Below are 22,339 nucleotides of genomic sequence, written 5' to 3' on the forward strand. Positions count from 1 at the left end.
TCAACCTCCGGCTGCCGGCAGGAGACTGCAGGCGCCGCACGCTGCACAGCCCGCCTGCTGGTCGGCTCCGGACATGGCGGCACCGCGCAGAAGTGACGCGACCCGACCGCTGACCTCGGCCACCAGCGCTGGGCTGGGTGGGGCGGTGCCGGCGGCCAGCGAATCGGCCAGCGGACGGAACGGCACGACGAACGGGTACACGCCCAGGTCGATCAATTCGCTTGCCGCATCGACAATCTGATCGGCGGTATCGCCCAGCCCGATCAGCAGGTAGCTGGACACTTTGTTGCGGCCGAACACCCGAACCGCCTCCGTCCATGCGGCTCGGTATTCATCGAGCGCCACCGTGGACTTGCCCGGCATCCACGCCCGGCGCACGTCATCGTTCATCGACTCGACGTGGATGCCGATGGCGGTGGCGCCGGCGGCCTTGAGTTCGCTGATGACATCGAGATCGCCGGGCGGTTCGATCTGCACCTGAATGGGCAGGCCGGGGACGGCTTCGGTGACGGCGCGTACGCAGTTCGCCAGATGTGTTGCACCCCGGTCTTTCCCGTTGGTGGTTCCGGTGGTCATCACCAGTTGTTGCACGCCGTCGAGGGTTACCGCGGCCTTGGCGACCTCGGCTATCTGCGCCGGTGTCTTGACGGCCACGGTGTCACCCGCATACAGAGATTCTTCGATGGTGCAGAATCGGCAGCGTTGCGACTGGCTGTAGCGGATGCACTTTTGAACCACCGTGGTGGCCAGGACATTGGTCCCGTGTAGGCGGGCGATCTTCTCGTAACCGACCCCCTCTGCGGTGCTCAGGTCGTAGAACTTCGGCCGTGCCACCGGCTGGACCGAGATTCCGGTGTCCTCGCCGTCAAAATACACCGTGTCCCCGTCGATCACATAGTCGCTCAACGGGTTCAGCGGAATCGTGGCACCTGAACCGGCGATGCTGACATGTCCGTCATCGGACGGGCCGGCGCCGGAGCGACGCGTCACGGGTGCGCTCATCCGCGCCCCGTGCACAGCAAGGTCTGCGCGCACACGCAGCCCCGGGCCGCTGGTCAGTTGGACAGGAGACGCATGCCGCCACTTCGCCTCGTCGGTCGTGCCTCGTTCTGCGTCGGCGTAACGGGTGGACATGCTGCTAGACCATGTAGGTGGAGTTGATGATGGCACCCTTGCGGGCGTAGTGGATGATCGCGTCCTGCACATCGAGCGGGTGGGCTGGGATCACGCCGGCAATCAGGTCTTCCTCCCGGCCGCCGTGCAGTGCCAGTCCGAAGCGGCAGCAATACACCGTGCCGCCTTCCTTGATGAAAGTGGCCAGGGAGTCGTTGATGTTCTGCTCGCCGGGGAAGCCGCTGTCACCGGTGGTCGGAAAGCCGCGGGTGGCAAGGCAATTGATGGCGCCGGGTCCGTAGAAGTAGATGGCGGACTCGAAGCCCTTGCGCAGTGCGCGCGTTGCCTGCAGCACGGCGACGAAGCTCACCGAAGACTCGTGGGCGATCCCGTGCACCAGGGTGAAGTAGGTCTCGCCGGCGGTGGCCTGGTAGTCGGGGAAGATCTTGGTGCCGCCGTAGATGTTGGTGCCCTTCGGCAGCGACGGATGCGGGATCTCGTTGAGCGACTTCTCGATGTTGGCCGCGATGGTGGCGTCGATATCGGTAACGGTGTCGGTCATGCGTTGCTCCTTGTCGGTGAAGGCGTGTGAGCAACATTTACGTCCTGGAGTTTTTCCGAATGGTTTCATCAGGAACAACAGATGATTACCGAGATCTCACCGCGATGTGCATCGCAGATTATCCGAAAAGTACTGTGCTGCACAATAATAATGCGTTCTTTGGCAATCTATCCCGCGATCCGATGGGGATGGAGTTCACGCCGGGAAACAATCATGCGGCAAACCCCAGGTGCGATGTCACGACCAGGACACACAGGCCGGGTAAAGAGTTACGGCCGGCACACCGCGACGTAACCCGGCGAAACAATTCAGAGCACCGGGAAGACGCGAGTACCTGACTACGCGGGTGCCACGCTTCGCGACGCGCGAACATGGGCCCGTGCGGGGGTGATCGTCACGGGCGCGAAGCGGTGACGATTGCGGTGCAGCACCGTCGCGTGCGATCCACGCAGGGCTGCGCCAGAGGGGGAGCCGCTTGGCGGCCGAACAGTAGAAGAAGGGAATGAAGGGAACAGGGCCATGACGGCTCATGCAGAACCGATCGGAACACCGGCGGAGGGAGCCGGCCGACATGGGTTCAGACTCAACAATCAGGTGATTGCGACGGTGGGCGGTATCGCCACTGCGCTCATCACTGGCACAACAGCGGTTATTGCGAGTGGGTGGAATCCCTTTGCGCCGACTCTCTCAGGGTCCATCGAACAGGTGATGCCCAACGGAGACGACACCGCAGTGATGGTGGCCGGGTCGGCGACGCCGGACGTCGGCAGCGTCTTGGTTATCGTCGGCCCGAAAGAGTCGGACGGCCAGCGATGGGTGCAGATGGCCAACGTCTACGACAAACAATGGCAACTGGACATCCCGACGAAGCCCGAATTGACCCGGCCCTACAAAGTGAAAGCGTTCTACAGGCAAGGGGCGGTCGAACTGACGAGCAGTTACCGGGTTATGGCGTCGTCTCTGGAGGATCCACCTGCAACACCGGATCCTACACAGTCGGATCAGATCGTCGAATGTGTTGTCCTGCATGGCGACAGCTGCCTGCAGGGGCAGTCGGGCTGGGGATCGCCATCGATCTATGAGTCCGAGCAGTAACGCCGATGCCCGCCGGTTACTGATCCAGCCGGCGGGCATCGTGCTCGCCACTCATGCTGGCTCGACGGCCCGGTTGTCGAGTTTGGTGGAGTACACCACGCTGGTGGTGATCGAGCCGAGGTTGGCGATGCGGCCGGCGATCCGTTCCAGATCGGACATCGACCGGGCGATCACCTTGAGGATGAAGCAGTCATCACCGGTGACGTGATGCGCCTCAACAACTTCGACGGTACTGGCGAGCATCTCGTCGAAGGCCCGGTAGTTGCCGGAGGGGTAGCGCAGCCGGACGAACGCGGTGACCGTGTAACCCAGGGCAGCGGGATCGACGACCGCGCGATAGCCGGTGATGGCCCCGAAATCGGTGAGCCGGCGCAGACGATCCGCGGTGGAGCTCGGCGACAGATGGACCGTGCGGGCGAGATCGGCGATCGACATCCGCCCGTCGGCTTGCAACGCGGACAGCAGCATCGCGTCGGTCTGGTCGAGTTCGAGTCGTTGATCAAGCGGCATGACCGCCACTTTGCCATTGATTCGATGGTAAAAGGCCGCAATTCACCGTTGATGCTGGTGTTGCCGAGCCTGATACCGGCGCAGACTGGCCGCGTGAACTCAGCGATCGAATTCTTCGAACAGCGCCTCCGGTTTCACACCGACCCAGCCGACCTGGCCGCCGCGCGTATGTCCGGCACGTTCACCGGACTCCTGATCGACGTGCGCAGCGCGGCGGCCTGGGAGCAGGGCCACATTCCCGGCGCGCTGCACATCCCCGCCCCTGAGCTGGGGGAGAGGCTGGCGGAGTTGGCGCCCAACCCGCGGACGCCGATCGTCGTCTATTGCTGGGGGCCCGGCTGCAATGGCAGCACCAAGGCGGCGCTGACGCTGGTCAGGCTCGGCTTCCAGGAGGTGCGCGAGCTCATCGGCGGTTACGAGTACTGGGCGCGCGAAGGCCTGGCGGTCGAGTCCGCCGCCGGCCGGCATCGCCGCGCGGTCGACGAGCTCACCGCGACCTCTACCGGGTAGCGAGTGAATCGCACCGTTACCGTCAACTATCCCGCTTCGATTCCTGTCGGCCACTTCGTGAAGTGACCGAGTACGCCGACACCCGGCCGGAGAAGAAGCGCAGGGGTTTCGACGGTGCGGAACCGTTCCGGCACCCGGCGCTGGTACACCGTCTCAGTTAACGATAACGGCGGCAACAGTTTTCGCGCCAACAGTTGCCCGCTGACGCCGCGGTCGTCCCTCACGGTGAGCCGGACGTGGACGGGAGGCGTGCAGCATCGTCATGTCGAGGGGCTGCAAGGTCAGCACACCACGCTGGTTCTGGACGCCCAGTAGTCAGTCTCGTTGGGTCCGCACCGGGGTGAGTGCGTCGACGATGACGGCGGCCATCCGCTCGAACAGGGCATCGGTGGGGCCGCCGGCCGGCCGTGAGGCGCGCAGCAGGGCTGCACCCTCGTGGAGGGCCAGGATCGCGTCGGCCAGCTCGCTGACATCGGTATCCAGCCGGCGGTCGGTGGCCGCGACCACCTCGGCGATCAAGGCGGTCAGCTTCTGCGCCGATCGTTGGCGGTGCGCCACGAACTGGGCGCGCACCGCGGCGTCGCGCGCGGCGTGCACGGTGAACTCGGCGAGTGTCAGAAACCAGTCGTCGCCACCTGCGCCGCCATTGGCGACGAAGTTGAGCAACAGCGGCACCGCATCGACATCGTCCGGTGTCCGGCCGAGGACGTGGTGTAGCTCGTCGAGCATGTCATCGGTCTTGCGGTCATAAACCGCGAGGAAGAGGGCTTCCTTGGTGGGGAAGTTGGAGTAGAACGCGCCCCTGGTCAAGCCCGCGGCGGCGGTGATGTCGTGGATCGAGGCCTGGTGGAATCCGCGTTCGAGGAACATCGTCAGCCCGGCGTCGAGTACCGCCGCGACTGTCACCGGCCTGCGTTTTGTCGGTGATTTGGGCATGCCCCGCTCTCCCTCGTTTCTTCGCCACATCGATCGCGCCGTGACGGGTGTTCACCCGAATCCCGTCGGCACTCAGTGTGACGGTAGTTACGGGGCAGCACTGGTCGTCGCTCATCTTGATACAGTGTGTATCCGATACGGAGTGTATCCGTTTACGGTGCGTAAGACGAGCGAGGAAAAGAATGAGCAAACACGAACGCAGTGAGTCGTTGCTCGAGGGTTTGCGGGACGCGGTGTCGCCGCGCACCGTGCTCCTGGGTGTCGGCGTGCTGCTGCTGCAGTTCGGGTTCATCCTGTCCTACATCGGCGCTTTCCACGCTCCTATGCCGCAGCACATCCCGGTGTCGGTGGTGGCTCCCGCGGAAGCGGTGCATTCCGTGGTGGATCGCCTCAACGCCATTGCGGGACAACCGCTTGACGCTTCTGCGGCCGTCGACGAAGCCGGCGCCCGCCACGCGCTCAGCACCGCCGCGACCTCGGCGGTCTACGTGGTGGACCCCGCCGGCACCAGTGATCGGCTGCTGACGGCCTCGGCCGGCGGAACGTCGGTCTCCGGGGCCGTCGAGCAGATCTTCGACCGTGTCGCGTCCTCCGAGCACAGGACAATCGCGGTCGAGGACGTGGTGGCGCTCGAACCCGGCGATGCCCGTGGGCTCAGTGGCTTCTACCTCGTCATCGGGTGGGCCGTCGGCGGCTATCTCTTCGCCTCGATGTTGGGCGTCGCCAAGGGTGCCCGCCCGGCCACGTTCCCCCGCGCCGTGTGGCGACTGGGCGCCACCGTTCCCTACAGTCTGGCGTCGGGTATCGGCGGTGCCGTGGTGGCGGGTCCGGTGCTGGGAGCGCTGAACGGTCACCTGTGGGCGCTGGCCGGGGTCGGGACGCTTGTGGTCCTTGCCGCGGCAACCGTGACCATGGCCTTCCAGATGCTGTTCGGCACCTTGGGAATCGCGCTCACCGTCCTCGTCTTCGTCATCCTCGGCAACCCGTCCGCCGGCGGCGCCTACCAACCCGCGCTGCTACCGCCGTTCTGGCGTGCCCTGCACTCGGTGCTGCCCAACGGCGCCGGCACGGATGCGGTGCGCAAGATCGTGTATTTCGGCAGTGAGGGCATCGGCGGACCGATAGCCGTCCTGGCGGCGTGGGCGGTGGCCGGCATCCTGCTGAGCCTGGGCGCAGCGGCTCTGGTGAGCCGGCGACGGAAACGTGCGGTGGCCCAACATCGTCGCGAACTGCACGCACAGATGGTCCCGGCTTGATCAGCGCAGCCGCAGACCCCGCGGCGTCCGGCTGAACCCCGCAGCCGTCAGCGCCGAGGCCACCGCCGCGTGGTCAGCAGGTGCCGCCGGATCCAGTACGGAGGCGCCGTTGATCCGTTCAACCAGCAGTCCATCCACTTTGCGGTTGGTCACCAGATCGGCCAGCACTGCGGCTGCCGCGTTCAGCGTCTCAGGGTCTGCGGCGAAGTTCAGCAGGGAACGTCCGCCACGTTCGAGAAACCACACCAGTTCGCCGTCGACGAGCACCACCAGCGCTCCGGCTTTTCGGCCAGGTCGATGGGCGCTGTCGGTATCGGTGTCACGGGCGGGCCAAGCCAGCGCCGCGCCATAGGGATTGGCGGGGTCGGTGGCTGCCAATGCCACCGCGGTCCGATCGCCGTGGTCGCCGTCGACGGAATCGGCATGCGTACGCAGCCGGTCCACGGTGGACGCCATCGAGAACTGCGCGCCACCCAGTGACTCCACGAAGTATCCGCGCTGGCACCGGCCGGTGTCCTCGAAGGCCGACAACACCTTGTAGAGCATCGCGAAGCCGCCCGGCAGGTTCTCGCTGGCCACCGCTCCCTTGGTCAGAACGCCGTAACGCGCGAGCAAGAGTTCGGCGGAGAAGGAGGCCCGCAGCGTCGTATCGAGTTCGGCGGCGGGTAGGGCCGACCAGCGCCCGGCTACCGTCGGGTCGACGCTGCGCGCCTGCGGATGGGCCACGCTGTAGCGGGACAGCCGGGGCGCCCGCCGGGTGCGGTGTGCGGGGGTGGCGGCTTTGCGGGCACCGGGCCGACGCCCACCCGACAGCAGCGCGCGTACCGGCGCGAAGGTGTCGCCGGTGACCCAGCCGGCCCAGATGAGTTGCCACAAAGCTTCTTTCAGTGTTTCTTCGCTGACACCGCCGGTGCTGAGTTGCCGGAAGAAGAACGCGCCGTGAGCGTCGCCGGGCCGGCCGAGGGTGTCGAGCAACGAGCGGTGGACGTCGGTGAGTTCCAGTTCGGTGGGCTGGGTCAGCGTGAGCGGCGCGGTGTCGGCGGTGTGGAACGCCACCCAGCCGTCCCCGCCGGCCAACGATCCGGCGCCGGACCACAGCACCTCTCCGGAGGCCAGCAGCTCGTCGAGCATCGCCGGGGTGTATCCGCGCACACGCTGACCGAAGATCAGCGGCTCCACCGCCGAAGCCGGCATCGGCACCCCGGAGAGCTGCTCGATCACCGACGCCAGCCCGTCGATGCCCGATGCGTTACCGAACTGCTGCCACCCGGGCAGGAACCGGGCGTAGGCGGCGGTGCTGACCGGCTCGACCTGCGCCCGCAGCGCCGCCAGCGACCGGCGGCGCAGGATCCGCAGCACCTCGGCGTCGCACCATTGCTCGAGGCCGCCTACGGCCGTGGAAGATCCAGCGGTGTCGATGAACTCGCCCTTGACCAGTTTGCCGTCCACGGCCAGGCGGCCCAGCACATCGGCCGCCACCCGCAGGCCCAGCCCGAATCGGCTCGCGGCATCCGCGGTGGTGAAGGGGCCGCGGGTGCGGGCGTAGCGGCTGAGGAGCTCGCCGAGAGGGTCTTTCACCGACTCGGTGAACGTGGCCGGCACCCCGACCGGCACAGCGACTCCCACACCGTCACGGAGGCGGCCGATGTCTTCGATCGCCACCCACCAGGTGCGGTCGGCGAACGACACCCGCAGCGCACGCTTGGCTTCCTCCAGCCCGTGCAACCAACCGCTGACGTCGTCGGCGGTACTGCGTAGGGCTGCCTCCTCTTCGGTGAGCGGACCCAGCAGTCGCAGCAGGTCCGCCAGGCCCTCGGCGTCGCGGACGGCGCGCTCCGGGGTCAGGTGCTGCAGCTGTTTGTGGGTGGAGGCGATGACATCGGAGTCGAGTAGCTCACGTAGTTCCACCCGGCCAAGCAGTTCGGAGAGCAGTGTCGAGTCCAAAGACAATGCCGCGGCCCGTCGTTCGGCCAGCGGGCTGTCACCCTCGTACATGAACGCGCCGACGTAACCGAACAGCAGCGAGGCTGCGAACGGTGACGGCATGGACGTCTCGACCTCGACGACCTTGACGCGACGTTGCGCGATGCGTCCCATCAGTTCGGTCAGCATCGGTACGTCGTAGACGTCCTGCAGGCATTCCCGCACCGCTTCCAGCACGATCGGGAAGTCGGGGTACTTCTTGGCCACATCGAGCAGTTGAGCGGCGCGTTGGCGTTGATGCCACAGCGGCGACCGCTTGCCGGGGTGCCGGCGGGGCAGGAGCAGGGCCCGCGCCGCGCACTCGCGGAACCGCGAGGCGAACAATGCCGACCCGCCCACCTCGGCGGTGACCAGCGGTTCGATCTCGTCGGCATCGAAGACGAAAAGGTCTGCGCCGGGTGCAGTTTCGTCAGTGTCGGGCAACCGCAGGATGATGCCGTCGTCGGAGGCGGTGGGTTTCTCGTCGATCCCGAACCGCTCGTAGAGCCGCTTGCCGATGGCCAGCGCCAGCGGCCCGTGCACCTGGAGGCCGTAGGGGGAGTGCAGCACCACACGCCAGTCGCCGAGTTCGTCGCGGAAGCGTTCCACCACCAGGGTGGCGTCGGTGGGGACGGTGCCGGTGGCCTCCTTCTGCTCCTCGAGCAGCCGCCACAGGTTGTCGGTGGCGAATTCATCGAATCCAATCGTGGCGCAGCGCTGCTCGAACTTGGTGCGGTCCATCCGGGACAGCTCGCCGGTGAATGCGCCGACGGCGGCGCCGAGTTCGGCGGGGCGGCCCACCGCATCACCGCGCCAGAACGGCAGCCGCGCCGGCTCGCCCGGGGCCGGGACCACCAGCACGCGGTCATGGGTGATCTCGGTGATCCGCCAGCTGGTGGCGCCCAGGGAGATGACGTCACCCGGGCGGGATTCGTAGACCATCTCTTCATCGAGTTCGCCGACCCGCGAGGGCTTTTCGGAATCTGCACTGGTGGCCAGGTACACCGTGAACAGGCCGCGGTCGGGGATGGCGCCACCGGAGGTGACGGCCAGGCGCTGCGCACCGGGGCGGGCGGTGACGGTGCCGGTGTCGCGGTCGTAGACGACCCGGGGCCGCAGTTCGGCGAAATCGGTGGAGGGGTACTTGCCCGACAGCAGGTCCAGCGTCGCCTCGAACGCGCTGCGCGGCAGTGTCGCGAACGGTGCGCTGCGCCGTACGGTGTCGAACCAGCCGTCGGCGTTCAACGGCTCCAGCGCACACGCGGCCACCGTGTGCTGGGCCAGCACGTCGAGCGGGTTGGCCGGAACGTGCATGGTCTCGATCTGCCCGGCCAGCATGCGTTGCACCGACACCGCGCAGCCGATCAGGTCGGTGCGGTGTTTCGGGAACAGCACGCCGTGGGAGATCTCACCGACCTGGTGGCCGGCGCGGCCGATGCGCTGCAGGCCGCTGGCCACCGACGGCGGCGTCTCGACCTGGATCACCAGATCGACCGAGCCCATGTCGATACCGAGTTCCAGGCTGGACGTGGCGACAACGGCTTTGAGGCGTCCACTCTTGAGCGCGTCCTCGACGTCGGCGCGGGCTTCCTTGCTGACCGACCCGTGGTGCGCCCGGGCCAGCACCGGTTCGGCGCCGTAGGTCTGGCCGCTGCCCATGATGTGTGCCGGTGGCCCGCCCGGCACACCCGGGTTGCGGTCACCGGAGAGTTCGACACCGGTGCGTTCGGCGTGGATCTCGTTGAGCCGCGCAGTCAGTCGCTCGGCCAGGCGTCGGCTGTTGGTGAACACGATCGACGAGCGATGGCCCTCGATCAGGTCGACGATCCGCTCTTCGACGTCCGGCCAGATGCTGTTGTTCTCCAGGTTCGCCATGTCCGGCACGGGCACCTGGACCTCGAGCTCGAAGGTCTTGGCCGCCGGCGGCGCCACGATAGTGGTTGGCGCCGGGCCGGACAGGAAGCGCGCCACCTCCTCGGCCGGGCGCACCGTCGCCGAGAGGCCGATTCGCTGCGCGGGTTTCGGCAGCATCGCGTCGAGCCGTTCCAACGACAGGGCCAAATGGGCACCGCGTTTGGTGTTGGCGACGGCGTGCACCTCGTCCACGATCACGGTTTCGATCCCGGCGAGCGTCTCACGCGCGGCCGAGGTGAGCATGAGGAACAGCGACTCGGGTGTGGTGATCAGGATGTCCGGCGGCCGGGTGATCAACTCCCGCCGCTGCGCTTGCGTCGTGTCACCGGAACGCACGCCGACACTGATGGACGGAGGCGGAGCGCCATTGCGCTCGGCGACTCGGCTGATACCGGTCAGGGGTGTGCGCAGGTTGCGCTCGACGTCGACAGCAAGCGCTTTGAGTGGAGAGACATAGAGCACCCGGGTGCCGGGTTTACGGTCCAGGTCGGTGGGCCCCGCGAGCTGGTCGATGGCCCATAGGAACGCGGCCAGCGTCTTGCCGGAACCGGTGGGTGCGATGACCAGCGTGTTGTCGCCGTCGGCGATGGCCTGCCACGCCTGGGCCTGCGCCGGTGTGGGCTCGACGAAAGTACCCGCGAACCACTCGCGCGTCAGCGGGGTGAAGCGCGAGAGCGGATCAGGCCGCCGCTTCTGTCGAGGTGGAGTGGGCACGTGTCCATGGTGCCAACGAGGTCTGACAAAAAATGTCAGCGCTTGCTGATGGCCTCGATGAGCTGGGCCGGGATGCCAGGTACCCGTGCCGCGGCGTCCAACAGCGCGTGCGCGCAGAGGTCGGCGATCTGCCCGGCATCCAGCGACGGGTCGATGATCCGCTGCCGGCACAGCTCAAGGGTGAACGCCAGCCACCCGTACACCGTGACCCGCAGGTCGCGCTCCACCTTCGAGTCCAGATCCGAGGTGATGGCGCTCATCTCGTTCAGGATGCGCTGCATCTGCCGGGTGTTGTCGGCGTCATCGATACCGAGCAGCAGAGGATCGGTGCGACCGGGCCCGATATAGGCCGCCCAGGAACCGTGGGGGTATTGCTCGTGATACTCGACATAGGCCAGCACCCCGGCGCGCAACCGCTCGAACAGTGTCTGACCTGGCACGGCAGGTGTGCTGGTGGCCTCGAACAGGCGCTCGCTTTCCGCGCGGACCACCTCGGCGAAGAATGCGCGTTTGTCCGGGAAGTAGTGGTACATCAGCGCCCGCGACACGCCCGCCCGCTCGGCGATCTCGTCGATCCGCACGTCGTCATAGGGCCGCTCGCCGAAGACCTTCGCGCCCAGGGCCAGCAGTTCCGAACGCCGGTCGTCGGGGGACAACCGCCGGCGGGCAGGCCTGGCCCCGGACTGTTCGGACATGGTGGCATATTATCTGACACATGTATAACAGCGGCGGACGGCTGTGATCGTGACGTCTGCCAGCTAAATTCCGCACCGAATCCCTCGCGGTGAAACCAAGGGGCGCCCCAGTAGGCTCGCGGCGTGAATGGCGAGCCACGTCCCGAGCTACAGCGCGACGCCGAGCGAACCCGCGCCGACCTGCTGGCCGTGGCCACCGAGGTGTTCGCCGAGTCCGGGTACTCAGGCGCGCGTGTCGATGAGATCGCCGAGCGCACCCGCACCACCAAGCGGATGATCTACTACTACTTCGGCGGCAAAGAGGGCCTGTACACGGCCGTGCTCGAGAATGCCTACCGCGGCATCCGCGAGGCCGAGCAGCGTCTGCAGGTCGACCACGTTGATCCGGTGGACGCCATGCGGAGTTTGGCGGAGCTGACCTTCGATCACCACCTGGATCACCAGGCCTTCATCCGCCTGGTCGCCATCGAGAACATTCACCGGGGCGAGTACATCAGCCGGCTCGACTCCCTGCGCAGCTTGGCACGACCGGCGACCTCGCTCCTCGACGAGATCCTGGCCCGCGGGCGTGCGCAGGGTGTCTTTCGTGCCGATGTCGAGGCGCTCGATGTCCACATCCTCATCAGTTCCTACTGCGTGTTCCAGGTGGCGAACCGCTACACCTTCGGATTCCTCTTCGACGTCGACTTCACCGAGACGACGCAACGGGCTCATCTGCGACGCATGATCGGCGATGTCGTCGTGGGCTGGCTCACGGCCGCGTCGCCGGCGATCTAGCTCACACAGACCTCTTGACGAGAGGCACCCCACAGTGTTCTAGTTTATGTACGTACTAGTTCGTACATTGAGTAGGACGGTGGAGTGTGGCATCCAGCCCGTATCTCGTCGGTCTCGTAGGACAGGGCGTCGGCCCGTCGCTGACCCCGGCGTTGCACATGGCCGAGGGTCGAGCCCATGGCCTCGATTACGTGTACCGAGCCATCGACCTCAAGGCGGCCGGTCTCACCCCGGAACGCATCGGTGAGATCCTGACCTGGGCGCGCGCACTCGGATACAACGCCCTCAACGTGACCCACCCGTGTAAGCAGTTGGTGATCCCGCATCTCGACACCCTCGACGATGACGCCGCCGCGCTCGGAGCGGTCAACACGGTGGTCTTCGAGGAACACCGCACGATCGGCTACAACACCGACGCACCCGGGTTCGGCGCCGGTTTCGCCGAGGGCCTGCCCGGCGCCGCCGTCTCGAACGTGGTGCTGCTCGGGGCGGGAGGAGCAGGCGCCGCGGTAGGGCACGCACTCCTCGAGCTGGGCGCCGGCCACCTGACCATCGTCGACCTCGAGGTCGACCGCGCCACGACCTTGGCGGGCGAACTCGCCGGCCGGCATCGCGACGCGCGCGTCGATGCCTCCGCCTTCGACAAGCTCTCGATCCTGTTGCCGCACAGCGACGGTGTCGTGCATTGCACCCCCACCGGCATGGCCGACCACCCGGGCATACCGTTCGACGCGGCACTTCTACATCCCGGGCTGTGGGTGGCCGACATCGTCTACCGGCCCTTGGACACCGCGCTGCTGACCGCAGCCCGGAAGGCCGGCTGCCGAACACTCGACGGCGGCTTCATGGCCGTGCACCAGGCGACAACCGCCTTCGAACTGATCACCGGGATCGTTCCTGACGCCGATCGCATGTCACGCCACTTCCGCACTCTCGCCGGGTGAAGTCGCACTCCGTCGGAAACCACATCAGAAGGAAACCAGGAGGAACCCAATGAGCGTCACGAACAGCAATTCGGCAGGCGGTGTTCCGGCCGGCACGCCGGCGCGGACGCCCAAGAAGGCGGCGTTGGCCAGTTTCATGGGCAGTGCCGTCGAATACTACGACTTCTTCGTGTTCGGTTTTGTTGCCGCTCTTGTCTTTCCAAAGGTCTTCTTCCCAGAGGGCAACGAGACGGTAGCGCTGGCACAGTCTTTCGCGACGCTGGGTGTCGCGTACATCGCCCGGCCGATCGGCGCCTTCGTGATCGGTCACTTCGGCGACCGGATCGGGCGCCGCAACGTGCTGATGTTCACCCTCGTCCTCATGGGCGTCTCGACGTTCGCCATCGGATGCCTGCCGACGTACGCGGCGGTCGGCGCGGCCGCGCCCCTGCTCCTGGTGACCTGCCGCCTGCTGCAGGGGTTCTCCGCCGCGGGCGAGCAGGCAGGGGCCAGCTCGTTGACGTTGGAGCATTCACCTGACAACCAGCGCGCCTTCTTCACGTCGTGGACGCTGACCGGCACACAGGGTGGCCTGATCCTGGCCTCGCTCGTCGTCATCCCCATCGTGGCACTCCCGGACGAGGACCTGTACTCCTGGGGGTGGCGAGTTCCGTTCTGGCTCAGTGCCTTTGTCGTGGTGGTCGCGTACTTCATCCGCCGTCGACTTCACGAGACACCGGAATTCTCGGAAGCCAAGGCCACGGGCACCATCGCCCGGATGCCGCTGATGCCACTGATGCGCAATCATTGGCGCGACGTTCTCAGGGTGATCTTCTGCGCCTTCATCGCCGCCGTGTCCACCGTGTTCGCCAACCTGGCCATCGCCTACGGCAAGAAAATGGGCCTCGACGCGGACGAGACGCTGTGGCTGGTCGTGGTCGCGAATATCGTGGCACTGTTCACCCAACCGCTGTTCGGCAAGCTCGCCGACCGTATCGGCCGCAAGCCCGTTTACATCTACGGTGCACTGTCCTCGGCGGTGCTGATGCCGTTCTATCTGTTGTCCATGAGCGGCGGCAACGACGTCCTGATGTTCGCGCTGGCAATCGCCACCTTCTCCTTCGGCTACGCCGCAGCCAACGCCGTATGGCCGTCTTTCTACGGCGAGATGTTCTCCACCCAGGTGCGGTTCTCCGGGCTGGCCATCGGTACTCAGTTGGGCTTCCTGGTCGCCGGTTTCGCTCCCGCGATCGTCACCGCACTCGGCGGTGTGCAGGAAGGCGGTTGGGTGGTCATCAGCATCTTCACCGCGGTGGTGTGCCTCATCGCCACTGCCGCCGCACTGACGGCCAAGGAGACCAAGGACGTGCCGACCGCGCTGCTGGGCAACAAGAGTCCCGGCTCCGCGCGGGAACTCGTCGACCACTGATCTCCTCGATCCTGGCCATCAGCAACATTTTTGGAGTGTCAACGTGCAAGACCTGACGGCGAACATCGACTCCGATCCCGACAGCGCCACCGCAAGTCAACGGGCCATCAACGCGGAGATGCTGACCATCGCGTCCGAGTACGAACGCGGCGGCGTCGACGAGTCACAGCCCCGACTGGACTACACGCCGTATCGCAGCAGTCTGCTGCGCCACCCGACCAAAGACCTGCACCACGCCGATCCGGAGGGTGTCGAACTGTGGGCGCCCTGCTTCTCCGAACGCGACGTCAGCCCGCTCGAAGCCGACCTCACCATCCAGCACGGCGGTGAACCCATCGGTGAGCGCATGGTGATCACCGGCCGCGTGTTCGACGGCGACGGCAGACCCGTGCGACGGCAGCTCGTGGAAATCTGGCAGGCCAATGCCGGGGGGCGCTACGTCCACAAGCGTGATCAGCACCCCGCCGCCATCGACCCCAACTTCACGGGCGTCGGCCGCTGCCTGACCGATGACGACGGCACCTACCGGTTCACCACCATCAAGCCGGGGCCCTACCCGTGGAAGAACCATCGCAACGCATGGCGACCGGCGCATATCCACTTCTCTTTGTTCGGAACGGAATTCACTCAGCGGATGGTCACCCAGATGTACTTCCCGGGTGACCCGTTGTTCGGCCTCGACCCGATCTACCAGTCGATCACCGACCAGAAGGCTCGTGACCGGCTGGTGGCCACCTACGACCACGACATCACCACCCATGAATGGGCCACCGGGTACCGGTGGGACATCGTCCTCACCGGCGCCATGCGCACCCCGATGGAGAATCCCGATCACGGAGGCGAGCACTCATGAGCACGCTGCTGACCGCAACGCCGGGGCAGACCGTCGGGCCCTTCTTCGGCTATGCGCTGCCGTTCGAGCGCGGCAACGAGCTGGTACCGCCGAGTTCGCCGGAGGCCGTGCAACTGTCGGGTGTCGTCGCCGACGGTAACGGCAAGCCGGTGCCCGACGCGCTGATCGAGATCTGGCAGGCCGACGCCGACGGTGACGTGCCGACCTCGCCCGGTTCGCTCCACCGGGACGGCTTCACCTTCACCGGGTGGGGTCGGGCGAGCACCGGCGACGACGGGCGCTACAGCTTCTCGACCGTCCTTCCGGGCGAGTGTCAGCCCGGGGCGGCGCCGTTCATCCTGGTGACCGTGTTTGCGCGGGGGTTGCTCAACCGGCTGTTCACGCGCGCATACGTGCCGGGCGACCATCTTTCGAACGATCCGCTCCTGGCCTCGCTTCCGCCCGAGCGGCGCGACACCCTGATCGCCAGACGGGACGCCGGCGGCCTGCATTTCGACATTCAACTGCAGGACGCACCAGGCGCCCCCGAAACCGTTTTCCTGCGCTACCCGGGGCATCACCGATGACCGACCTGTTCTGGCCGGGAGACCACCGCGCGGGTGACCTGATGAGTGACGGGGCGTTCCTCACCGCCATGGTGGCCGTCGAGCAGGCGTGGCTCGATGGCCTCGTCGACGCGGGTATCGCGCCGCGCGACGCGCGGGCAGCACTCAGCAGCGTTGTCGTCAGGGACGACGCGGACATGATCGCTCGACGCGCCGACGCGGACGGCAACCCGGTCAGCGCCCTGGTCGCACTGCTGCGAGAGCGGTCCGAACCGGCGACGGCGCGCTGGCTGCACCGCGGGCTAACCAGCCAGGACGTCATCGACACGGCACTGGTCCTGTGCATGCGTGACGTGCTCGTCAGGATCACCGACGAGTGCGCAACCCAGGCCAGTGCCCTGGCCGCCCTCGCCGAAAGGTACCGAGATACAAGGGCTCTCGCCCGTACGCTGACCCAGGCCGCCTTGCCCAGTACGCTCGGCGCGAAAATCGCCCGGTGGCTCACGGGCGTGCTGGACGCCGCCGAACCGCTGGCGGGACTGGTGTCCTCGCTCCCCGTCCAGGCCGGGGGGGCGGTGGGCACCCTCGCCGCGGCAACCGAATTGTCGGGATCGGTCGACGGTGCCACCGCCCTCAGCGATGCCCTGGCCCACAAGCTGCGCCTGGCGCCCGCGCCGCCCTGGCACACCACCCGATCGACGATCACCCGCATGGGGGACGCGCTGGTGACCTGCTGTGACGCCTGGGGCCACATCGCCGCCGACGTCGCGACGGGCAGCCGCCCGGAAGTCGGCGAATTCGCCGAGGGCAGCGGGGGAGGCTCGTCGACCATGCCGCACAAAGCCAATCCGGTCCGCTCGGTGCTGATCCGGCGCGCTGCCCTCACCGCGGCTCCGCTGGGCGCCGTTCTGCACGCGGCGGCGGCCGCGAGTGTCGATGAACGCGCCGACGGCGCCTGGCACGCGGAATGGGCGACGCTGAGAACGCTGGCCCGGCATACCGTCGTCGCCGCCGCACACACCTCCGAACTCGTCACCGGCCTGAAGGTCGACGAGACGCGGACCGCCGACAACCTCGCCGCCGCCGAGGGCCTGCTCTCCGAGCAACGTGCGATGACCGAATTGACCGGTCGCACAGCCCTTCCCCGATACACCGGCATCGCAGACCGGTTGATCGACGCGGCGGTGAGCCGCGCCCGGCGTCTCTCCGAGGAGCCGTCGTGACCATTCCCGCCTTGGGCGTCGTCGACTTCGGTGGACCAGACAAGGGGCCGGTGATCCTGCTGGGCCCTTCGCTCGGCACCTCGGCGGCGATCCTGTGGGGTGCGGTTGCGCAGGCGCTGACCGCGGAGGCGCGCGTGGTCGGGTGGGATCTGCCCGGGCATGGACGAAGCGGCCCCGCCGGTTCCTTCACCATCGCCGAACTGGCGGCCGCGGTGGTGGAGATCGCCGATCACTTCGGCGCCGAGCAGTTCCACTACGCGGGCGATTCCCTGGGCGGCTGTGTCGGTTTGCAATTGGCGCTCGACGTCCCGCATCGGGTGGGGACGGCGACCCTGCTGTGTACCGGCGCGGCCATCGGCACCCCGGACGGCTGGCGGGATCGCGCAGCGACCGTACGCGCCGAGGGCATGGCCGCGTTGGTTGCCGACGCCCCCCGGCGCTGGTTCGGGCCCGGGTTCGCCCAGCAACGCCCCGGCGTTGCTGCAGCACTGGTCGATGGCCTGAGCCACACCGACCCGGAGTCCTATGCGCGGGCGTGCGAAGCGCTGGCCGCATTCGACGTCGTCGACCGGCTGCCTGAGATCGCCATCCCCGTGCTCGCCGTCGCGGGCAGCGATGACGCTCCAACCCCGCCGGAGTCACTGCAGCGAATCGCATCTGGGGTCACCAACGGTGAACTGGTGGTGTTGGAGGCGGTCGGTCACCTCGCTCCGGCGGAGGCCCCTGACAGGGTGGCCGCGTTGATCGCGCAGCGGGTGGGACTGCCGTGGCGGGCCGCAGCCGGAACCGTCGACGAGGTGTACCAGAGGGGAATGGCGGTGCGACGCGAGGTTCTCGGTGACGCCCACGTCGATCGCGCCCAGGCCGCCACCACGGAGCTGACCGCGGATTTCCAGCGCATGATCACCGAGTACGCCTGGGGCGGCATCTGGACCCGTCCAGGCCTGGACCGCCGCAGCCGCTCGATGATCACGTTGACCGCCCTCATCGCGCGCGGCCACCACGAGGAGTTCGCCATGCACCTGCGTGCTGCCCGACGCAACGGCCTGAGCAACGACGAGATCGCCGAGCTGATCATGCAGACAGCCATCTACTGCGGTGTCCCCGACGCCAACACCGCGTTCCGCATCGCCTCGGACGTGCTGTCGGACTTCGATTCACGTGGAGGAGCTGCGTAGCCGATGTCCAGAGTTCTCGTGTTGAACGGACCCAACCTCAACCTTCTCGGCGCCCGTGAACCCGCGTATTACGGGACATCCACCCTGGGCGACATCGAGGAACTCTGCCGAAGTGTCGGCGACGTTCTCGATGTCGGCGTGGAGTTCCTGCAGTCCAATCACGAGGGTGTGTTGATCGACCGGATCCATGCCGCGGGAGCCGAGTACCGGGAGGGCACGCTGCGTGGAGTCGTGTTCAATCCCGGTGCGCTCGCCCACAGTTCGCTTGCGCTGCACGATGCGATCAGAGGTGTGGACCTCCCCGTCGTCGAAGTGCACATCTCGAACGTCCATCAGCGGGAACCCTTCAGGCATCACTCGTACGTGTCACCTGCTGCTACCGGGATCATCGTCGGCCTGGGCGCCGCGGGTTACGAGTGGGCCATCCGCGCCCTCGTCGCGAAAGAAAGGTAGCGGCAATGACTCTCACACACCAACATCACATGAAGACCATCGCCACGGTCTGCCTGTCGGGAACTCTGGATGACAAGCTCATCGCCGCGGCCCACGCCGGTTTCGAGGGGATCGAACTGTTCGAGCCCGACCTCGTCGCGTCGACATCGAGCCCGAAGCAGATCCGGGAGCAGTGCGACGACCTGGGATTGGAAATCGTGCTGTACCAACCTTTCCGGGATCTCGACAGTACCGACCCGGAGCAGTTTCAACGCAACCTGCGCCGACTCGACCGCAAATTCGACGTCATGGCCGAACTCGGGGTCGACCTGATCCTGGTGTGCTCCAATGCGTCGGACGACGCGGTCGCCGACTTGGACCAGTTGGCAACGCAACTGCGGGCGGCGGGCGAGCTCGCGGAGCGCCGCGGGATGCGGATCGCCTACGAGGCGCTGGCCTGGGGGCGCACCGTTGACCTGTGGACCCGGTCCTGGGAGGCGGTCCGCCGCGCGGACCACGCTGCCGTGGGTCTCTGCCTGGATAGTTTCCACATCCTGTCGAGGTCCTCCACGGTGGATGAGCTCGCCGACGTTCCCGGTGAGAAGATCTTCTTCCTCCAGTTGGCCGATGCACCGCACAAGGACATGGATGTGCTGCAGTGGAGTAGGCACTACCGCCTTTTCCCAGGCGAGGGGGCGTTCGACCTTGTCGCCTTCACCGGCGCCGTACTCGCGGCCGGGTACCGCGGCCCCCTGTCGCTGGAGGTGTTCAACGACGTCTTCCGTCAGTCCTCACCCGTGCGTACCGCCATTGATGCGGTGCGCTCCCTGGGTGCTCTGGAAGCCGGCCTCGACGGCAGCCGACCGTCACGACCGATCGATGTAGCGTTTGTCGAGCTGAGTGTCACCCCGACCGACCTCGGCGTGGCCGAACACGCGTTGTCGGCATTGGGATTCGAGCGGTCGTCGACGCACCGATCGAAAAAGGTCACGGCGTGGACGCAGGCAGATGCCACCATTCTCATCAGCGTCACGACCGACGCGGCCGAGGACGACTCGTCGGCCATTGCCGCGGTCGCATTCGACGCCGAGGACCCCGCGGGGTTCGCAGCGGCGGCCGAACACCTCAACGTGGCGGCGCTCCCGCGTGTGGTGCGGCCGGGCGAAGCCGATCTGCCGGCCGTCGCAGCCCCCGACGGCCTGTCCGTGTTCTTCGTCTCCACCGGGCGGGGAAGCCTCGACTGGCGACGCGACTTCGACCCGGTGCCCGGGTACGGCGACGCCGTCGGCGCGGGTGTCACCGGACTCGACCACATCTCTGTCACGGCGCCCTTCGACCGCTTCGACGAGAGTGTGCTGTTCTACCGTTCGGTGCTCGGGATGCGAACCGACGAGGTGGCGGAATATCCAGGCCCCTACGGGCTGGTGCGCAGTCATCTGCTTCGGACACCCCACCCCTCCGGTTTCGGGATGGCCCTGGATGGTCCGGTGCTGCGCCGGGGTAGGTGGACGCCCGGTGTTCAGACGCCCCAGCACATCGCGTTCACCACCGACGACATCGTGGGCACCCTGAACGCGTTGCCGGCGGACGCCCCGATCCTGCGCATCCCCGACAACTACTACGTCGACCTTCAGGCTCGGCTGCACCTGAGCGACGAGTTCGTCGACGTACTGCGGCGACTCGACATTCTCTATGACCGCAGCGCGGACGGCGAGTATTTCCATGCCTACACCACGGTGATCGGCTCACAGGTCTACTTCGAGCTGATCGAGCGCCGCGGCAATTATCGGGGCCGTCCCCTCGCCGATGCGCCGATCCGGATGGCCGCACACGTTGCCGCGCGCCGCGGGAAGGCCCCGTCGACCCGGTGATCCGGTGACGGCCGGACGGCCCATCGTGTTCGTCTTGTCGGAGTGAGCCGCACAGAGTGAGTCTCGAGCAACGAGAGCATCAAAATCGGTGGCACGTCGAACTACCCTGTCCGCAGTAATCGGGGAACGACAGGTGCCGGCCGGCTTTGATTGGACACAGCTCATGACGACTCACATTCGCAGCGGCCGGGCGATCCAGGACCGCCGGATTCCGCATCCGCCCCGACGCGTGCCCCTGCTCGGCGACGTCCTGAGTTTCCGCGGCGACGAGCCCGCCCAGTCCGTCTCCGACCTCGCCCAAAAGCTGGGCCCGCTGTTCGAATTCCGCTTTCTGGGTGCCCGGTGGGTGGTCGCCGCCGGTCCGGAGGTGGTCACCGAACTGAACGACGAGACCCGGTTCTGCAAGCACCTCGGCCCGGACATGGTGGCGCTACGGGTCATGGGTGGTGACGGGTTGTTCACCGCCCACAACGACGAACCCAACTGGCGTAAGGCGCACATGCTGCTGATGCCGGCGTTCTCGCAGGCGGCCATGCGGAGTTACCACCCCACGATGCTCGACGCGGCCGCGGAGTTGACCGCCGCCTGGGATGCGCATGCCGACTCGGGGGAGTCCGTCGACGTCTCCGCCGACACCACCCGGGTGACGCTGGAAACCATCGGGCGCTGCGCGGCGGGTTACTCATTCGGCGCGTTCCACTCCGAGCAACCGCATCCTTTTGTGGAGCACATGGTGGCCGGTTTGGTGGGAGCTGACCGGCTGGGGGTGTTCCGGGCCACCTACCTGCCGAAGTTCGTGGCGAATCGTTATGAACGCGAGGTGCGCCGGCATGCCGACGCCATGCACCGGATCGCTGACGACATCATCGCCGGCCGGAGAGCCGAAGGGCTGGGGCACCACGATGATCTCCTCGAGATCATGCTGGCACCCAGCCCGGACTCTCCAGACGACGGCCGGCCCGCACTCGATGAGGCCAACATCCGCTACCAGTTGATCAACTTCCTGGTCGCCGGCCACGAAACCACTTCCGGTGCTTTGTCTTTCGCACTCTACTTCCTGTCCACCCATCCCGACGTGTTCTCCTGCGCCCGCGATGAAGTGGACAGGGTGTGGGGAGACGACGCACCGGAATTCGAGCAGATCGCCAAGCTGCGCTATGTGCGTCGTGTGCTCGACGAATCGCTGCGGCTGCAACCGACCGTGCCCGCCTACTACCGGTCGGCCCGGGAGGACACGGTGCTGGCGGGACGGTACGCCATCGGGAAGAACGAGTGGGTGTTGGCGTTGACCACTACGCTGCACCGCGCCCCGCAATGGACCGCGCCCGGCTTGAAGCCGGTGGACGGGTTCGACCCGGACCGGTTCGCCCCCGAACACCTGCGCGCCCGGCCGGCGCACCTGTACAAACCGTTCGGCACCGGCGAGCGCTCGTGCATCGGGCGGCAGTTCGCCCTGCACGAAGCGGTGCTGGTGCTCGGCTCGCTGATCAGGCGCTACGACCTGATCGCCGACCCGGATTACGAGCTGCAGGTGGCCGAGCGGCTGACTCTGATGCCGAAGGGTTTCCGGCTGGGGTTGCGCCGGCGACGCTCCCAGCGTTGAGACTGCGGTGACGCCGGTGTTCGGGCGGGTTTTGCGGGCGTGGCCGCAGTCTCGAACACCTGTGGTCGGCTCGGGCGGGCTTCTGCACTAGGCTGGTCGCGACACACCTCGTGGAGCAGGAACCCGGTGCGAATCCGGGGCGGTTCCGCCACTGTGAAGGCCACGGCGCCGTGAGGCCGCCGGTGGTCACAGCCAGACACTGGCCGCGAGGATCCACGGCGAGGGGCGCGAACCCCGG

The 22,339-nt window shown here is 66.9% G+C and carries 19 protein-coding genes and 1 riboswitch; of the genes, 13 read left to right on the plus strand and 6 right to left on the minus strand.

Annotated features, from left to right (window positions below; all coding sequences use genetic code 11):
• The gene (locus AC3A6P_RS09890) at nucleotides 1-1,002 is read right to left on the minus strand and encodes an MSMEG_0568 family radical SAM protein (RefSeq protein WP_487691180.1); all 1,002 of its coding nucleotides are present in this window, start codon (nucleotides 1,000-1,002) and stop codon (nucleotides 1-3) included.
• 136 nt (nucleotides 1,003-1,138) lie between these two features.
• The gene (locus tag AC3A6P_RS09895) at nucleotides 1,139-1,675 is read right to left on the minus strand and encodes an MSMEG_0572/Sll0783 family nitrogen starvation response protein (RefSeq protein ID WP_487691181.1); all 537 of its coding nucleotides are present in this window, start codon (nucleotides 1,673-1,675) and stop codon (nucleotides 1,139-1,141) included.
• Between the two features lie 519 nt (nucleotides 1,676-2,194).
• Between AC3A6P_RS09895 and AC3A6P_RS09900 the strand changes: the two genes are divergently transcribed.
• On the plus strand, nucleotides 2,195-2,770 hold the full coding sequence (locus tag AC3A6P_RS09900; protein ID WP_487691183.1) for a hypothetical protein: 576 nt from the start codon (nucleotides 2,195-2,197) through the stop codon (nucleotides 2,768-2,770).
• A 51-nt stretch (nucleotides 2,771-2,821) separates the two neighbouring features.
• On the opposite strand, the gene AC3A6P_RS09905 is transcribed toward AC3A6P_RS09900, so the two are convergent.
• Nucleotides 2,822-3,280 (minus strand): Lrp/AsnC family transcriptional regulator, encoded by a 459-nt coding sequence (locus tag AC3A6P_RS09905; RefSeq protein WP_487691185.1) that lies wholly within the window; start codon nucleotides 3,278-3,280, stop codon nucleotides 2,822-2,824.
• 93 nt (nucleotides 3,281-3,373) lie between these two features.
• Here AC3A6P_RS09905 and AC3A6P_RS09910 point away from each other — a divergent pair, with 93 nt between their 5' ends.
• A complete protein-coding gene (locus tag AC3A6P_RS09910) occupies nucleotides 3,374-3,790 on the plus strand; it encodes a rhodanese-like domain-containing protein (protein WP_487691187.1) in 417 nt (138 codons plus the stop codon).
• A gap of 315 nt (nucleotides 3,791-4,105) precedes the next feature.
• Here the strand turns inward: AC3A6P_RS09910 and AC3A6P_RS09915 are convergent, their stop codons facing one another.
• A complete protein-coding gene (locus AC3A6P_RS09915; RefSeq protein WP_487691189.1) occupies nucleotides 4,106-4,726 on the minus strand; it encodes a TetR/AcrR family transcriptional regulator in 621 nt (206 codons plus the stop codon).
• A gap of 182 nt (nucleotides 4,727-4,908) precedes the next feature.
• Between AC3A6P_RS09915 and AC3A6P_RS09920 the strand changes: the two genes are divergently transcribed.
• Nucleotides 4,909-5,982: a DUF3533 domain-containing protein gene (locus tag AC3A6P_RS09920; protein WP_487691191.1), complete on the plus strand. Its 1,074-nt coding sequence runs from the start codon at nucleotides 4,909-4,911 to the stop codon at nucleotides 5,980-5,982.
• Here AC3A6P_RS09920 and AC3A6P_RS09925 read toward each other — a convergent pair whose 3' ends face one another.
• Nucleotides 5,983-10,572, minus strand: a complete 4,590-nt coding sequence (locus AC3A6P_RS09925; protein WP_487691193.1) for an ATP-dependent helicase — start codon at nucleotides 10,570-10,572, stop codon at nucleotides 5,983-5,985.
• Between the two features lie 35 nt (nucleotides 10,573-10,607).
• The gene (locus AC3A6P_RS09930) at nucleotides 10,608-11,267 is read right to left on the minus strand and encodes a TetR/AcrR family transcriptional regulator (RefSeq protein WP_487691195.1); all 660 of its coding nucleotides are present in this window, start codon (nucleotides 11,265-11,267) and stop codon (nucleotides 10,608-10,610) included.
• Between the two features lie 123 nt (nucleotides 11,268-11,390).
• Here AC3A6P_RS09930 and AC3A6P_RS09935 point away from each other — a divergent pair, with 123 nt between their 5' ends.
• The 10 genes from AC3A6P_RS09935 (at nucleotide 11,391) to AC3A6P_RS09980 (ending at nucleotide 22,101) form a co-directional block, all read left to right on the plus strand.
• Nucleotides 11,391-12,044 (plus strand): TetR/AcrR family transcriptional regulator, encoded by a 654-nt coding sequence (locus tag AC3A6P_RS09935; protein ID WP_487691197.1) that lies wholly within the window; start codon nucleotides 11,391-11,393, stop codon nucleotides 12,042-12,044.
• An 86-nt stretch (nucleotides 12,045-12,130) separates the two neighbouring features.
• The gene (locus AC3A6P_RS09940) at nucleotides 12,131-12,988 is read left to right on the plus strand and encodes a shikimate dehydrogenase (RefSeq protein WP_487691199.1); all 858 of its coding nucleotides are present in this window, start codon (nucleotides 12,131-12,133) and stop codon (nucleotides 12,986-12,988) included.
• Between the two features lie 49 nt (nucleotides 12,989-13,037).
• The gene (locus tag AC3A6P_RS09945; RefSeq protein WP_487691201.1) at nucleotides 13,038-14,396 is read left to right on the plus strand and encodes an MFS transporter; all 1,359 of its coding nucleotides are present in this window, start codon (nucleotides 13,038-13,040) and stop codon (nucleotides 14,394-14,396) included.
• A 52-nt stretch (nucleotides 14,397-14,448) separates the two neighbouring features.
• The gene (pcaH, locus tag AC3A6P_RS09950; protein WP_487691457.1) at nucleotides 14,449-15,249 is read left to right on the plus strand and encodes a protocatechuate 3,4-dioxygenase subunit beta; all 801 of its coding nucleotides are present in this window, start codon (nucleotides 14,449-14,451) and stop codon (nucleotides 15,247-15,249) included.
• Nucleotides 15,246-15,815, plus strand: coding sequence for a protocatechuate 3,4-dioxygenase subunit alpha (pcaG, locus tag AC3A6P_RS09955; protein ID WP_487691203.1), 570 nt, complete (start codon nucleotides 15,246-15,248; stop codon nucleotides 15,813-15,815). The genes pcaH and pcaG overlap by 4 nt, the downstream gene beginning before the upstream one ends.
• The gene (locus AC3A6P_RS09960; protein WP_487691205.1) at nucleotides 15,812-17,017 is read left to right on the plus strand and encodes a lyase family protein; all 1,206 of its coding nucleotides are present in this window, start codon (nucleotides 15,812-15,814) and stop codon (nucleotides 17,015-17,017) included. Before pcaG ends, AC3A6P_RS09960 begins: the two co-directional genes overlap by 4 nt.
• Nucleotides 17,014-18,195 (plus strand): bifunctional 3-oxoadipate enol-lactonase/4-carboxymuconolactone decarboxylase PcaDC, encoded by a 1,182-nt coding sequence (gene pcaDC, locus AC3A6P_RS09965; RefSeq protein WP_487691207.1) that lies wholly within the window; start codon nucleotides 17,014-17,016, stop codon nucleotides 18,193-18,195. The genes AC3A6P_RS09960 and pcaDC overlap by 4 nt, the downstream gene beginning before the upstream one ends.
• A 3-nt stretch (nucleotides 18,196-18,198) precedes the next feature.
• The gene (gene aroQ, locus AC3A6P_RS09970; RefSeq protein ID WP_487691209.1) at nucleotides 18,199-18,648 is read left to right on the plus strand and encodes a type II 3-dehydroquinate dehydratase; all 450 of its coding nucleotides are present in this window, start codon (nucleotides 18,199-18,201) and stop codon (nucleotides 18,646-18,648) included.
• Between the two features lie 5 nt (nucleotides 18,649-18,653).
• Nucleotides 18,654-20,498, plus strand: coding sequence for a TIM barrel protein (locus AC3A6P_RS09975; RefSeq protein WP_487691211.1), 1,845 nt, complete (start codon nucleotides 18,654-18,656; stop codon nucleotides 20,496-20,498).
• Nucleotides 20,499-20,661: 163 nt separating this feature from the next.
• Complete coding sequence (locus AC3A6P_RS09980; RefSeq protein ID WP_487691213.1) at nucleotides 20,662-22,101, plus strand: cytochrome P450; 1,440 nt, start codon at nucleotides 20,662-20,664, stop codon at nucleotides 22,099-22,101.
• An 82-nt stretch (nucleotides 22,102-22,183) separates the two neighbouring features.
• Nucleotides 22,184-22,323, plus strand: a riboswitch (cobalamin riboswitch).
• The last annotated feature ends 16 nt before the right edge of the window (nucleotides 22,324-22,339 follow it).

Source organism: Mycobacterium sp. Soil_C_30 (genome assembly GCF_057656995.1).

Excerpts from the sequence above, each read along its gene's own strand:
- AC3A6P_RS09890 (WP_487691180.1), bottom strand. The coding sequence starts at position 1,002 with ATGAGCGCACCCGTGACGCGTCGCTCCGGCGCCGGCCCGTCCGATGAC.
- AC3A6P_RS09895 (WP_487691181.1), bottom strand. The coding sequence starts at position 1,675 with ATGACCGACACCGTTACCGATATCGACGCCACCATCGCGGCCAACATC.
- AC3A6P_RS09900 (WP_487691183.1), top strand. The coding sequence starts at position 2,195 with ATGACGGCTCATGCAGAACCGATCGGAACACCGGCGGAGGGAGCCGGC.
- AC3A6P_RS09905 (WP_487691185.1), bottom strand. The coding sequence starts at position 3,280 with ATGCCGCTTGATCAACGACTCGAACTCGACCAGACCGACGCGATGCTG.
- AC3A6P_RS09915 (WP_487691189.1), bottom strand. The coding sequence starts at position 4,726 with ATGCCCAAATCACCGACAAAACGCAGGCCGGTGACAGTCGCGGCGGTA.
- AC3A6P_RS09920 (WP_487691191.1), top strand. The coding sequence starts at position 4,909 with ATGAGCAAACACGAACGCAGTGAGTCGTTGCTCGAGGGTTTGCGGGAC.
- AC3A6P_RS09930 (WP_487691195.1), bottom strand. The coding sequence starts at position 11,267 with ATGTCCGAACAGTCCGGGGCCAGGCCTGCCCGCCGGCGGTTGTCCCCC.
- AC3A6P_RS09945 (WP_487691201.1), top strand. The coding sequence starts at position 13,038 with ATGAGCGTCACGAACAGCAATTCGGCAGGCGGTGTTCCGGCCGGCACG.
- pcaG (WP_487691203.1), top strand. The coding sequence starts at position 15,246 with ATGAGCACGCTGCTGACCGCAACGCCGGGGCAGACCGTCGGGCCCTTC.
- AC3A6P_RS09960 (WP_487691205.1), top strand. The coding sequence starts at position 15,812 with ATGACCGACCTGTTCTGGCCGGGAGACCACCGCGCGGGTGACCTGATG.
- aroQ (WP_487691209.1), top strand. The coding sequence starts at position 18,199 with ATGTCCAGAGTTCTCGTGTTGAACGGACCCAACCTCAACCTTCTCGGC.
- AC3A6P_RS09975 (WP_487691211.1), top strand. The coding sequence starts at position 18,654 with ATGACTCTCACACACCAACATCACATGAAGACCATCGCCACGGTCTGC.
- AC3A6P_RS09980 (WP_487691213.1), top strand. The coding sequence starts at position 20,662 with ATGACGACTCACATTCGCAGCGGCCGGGCGATCCAGGACCGCCGGATT.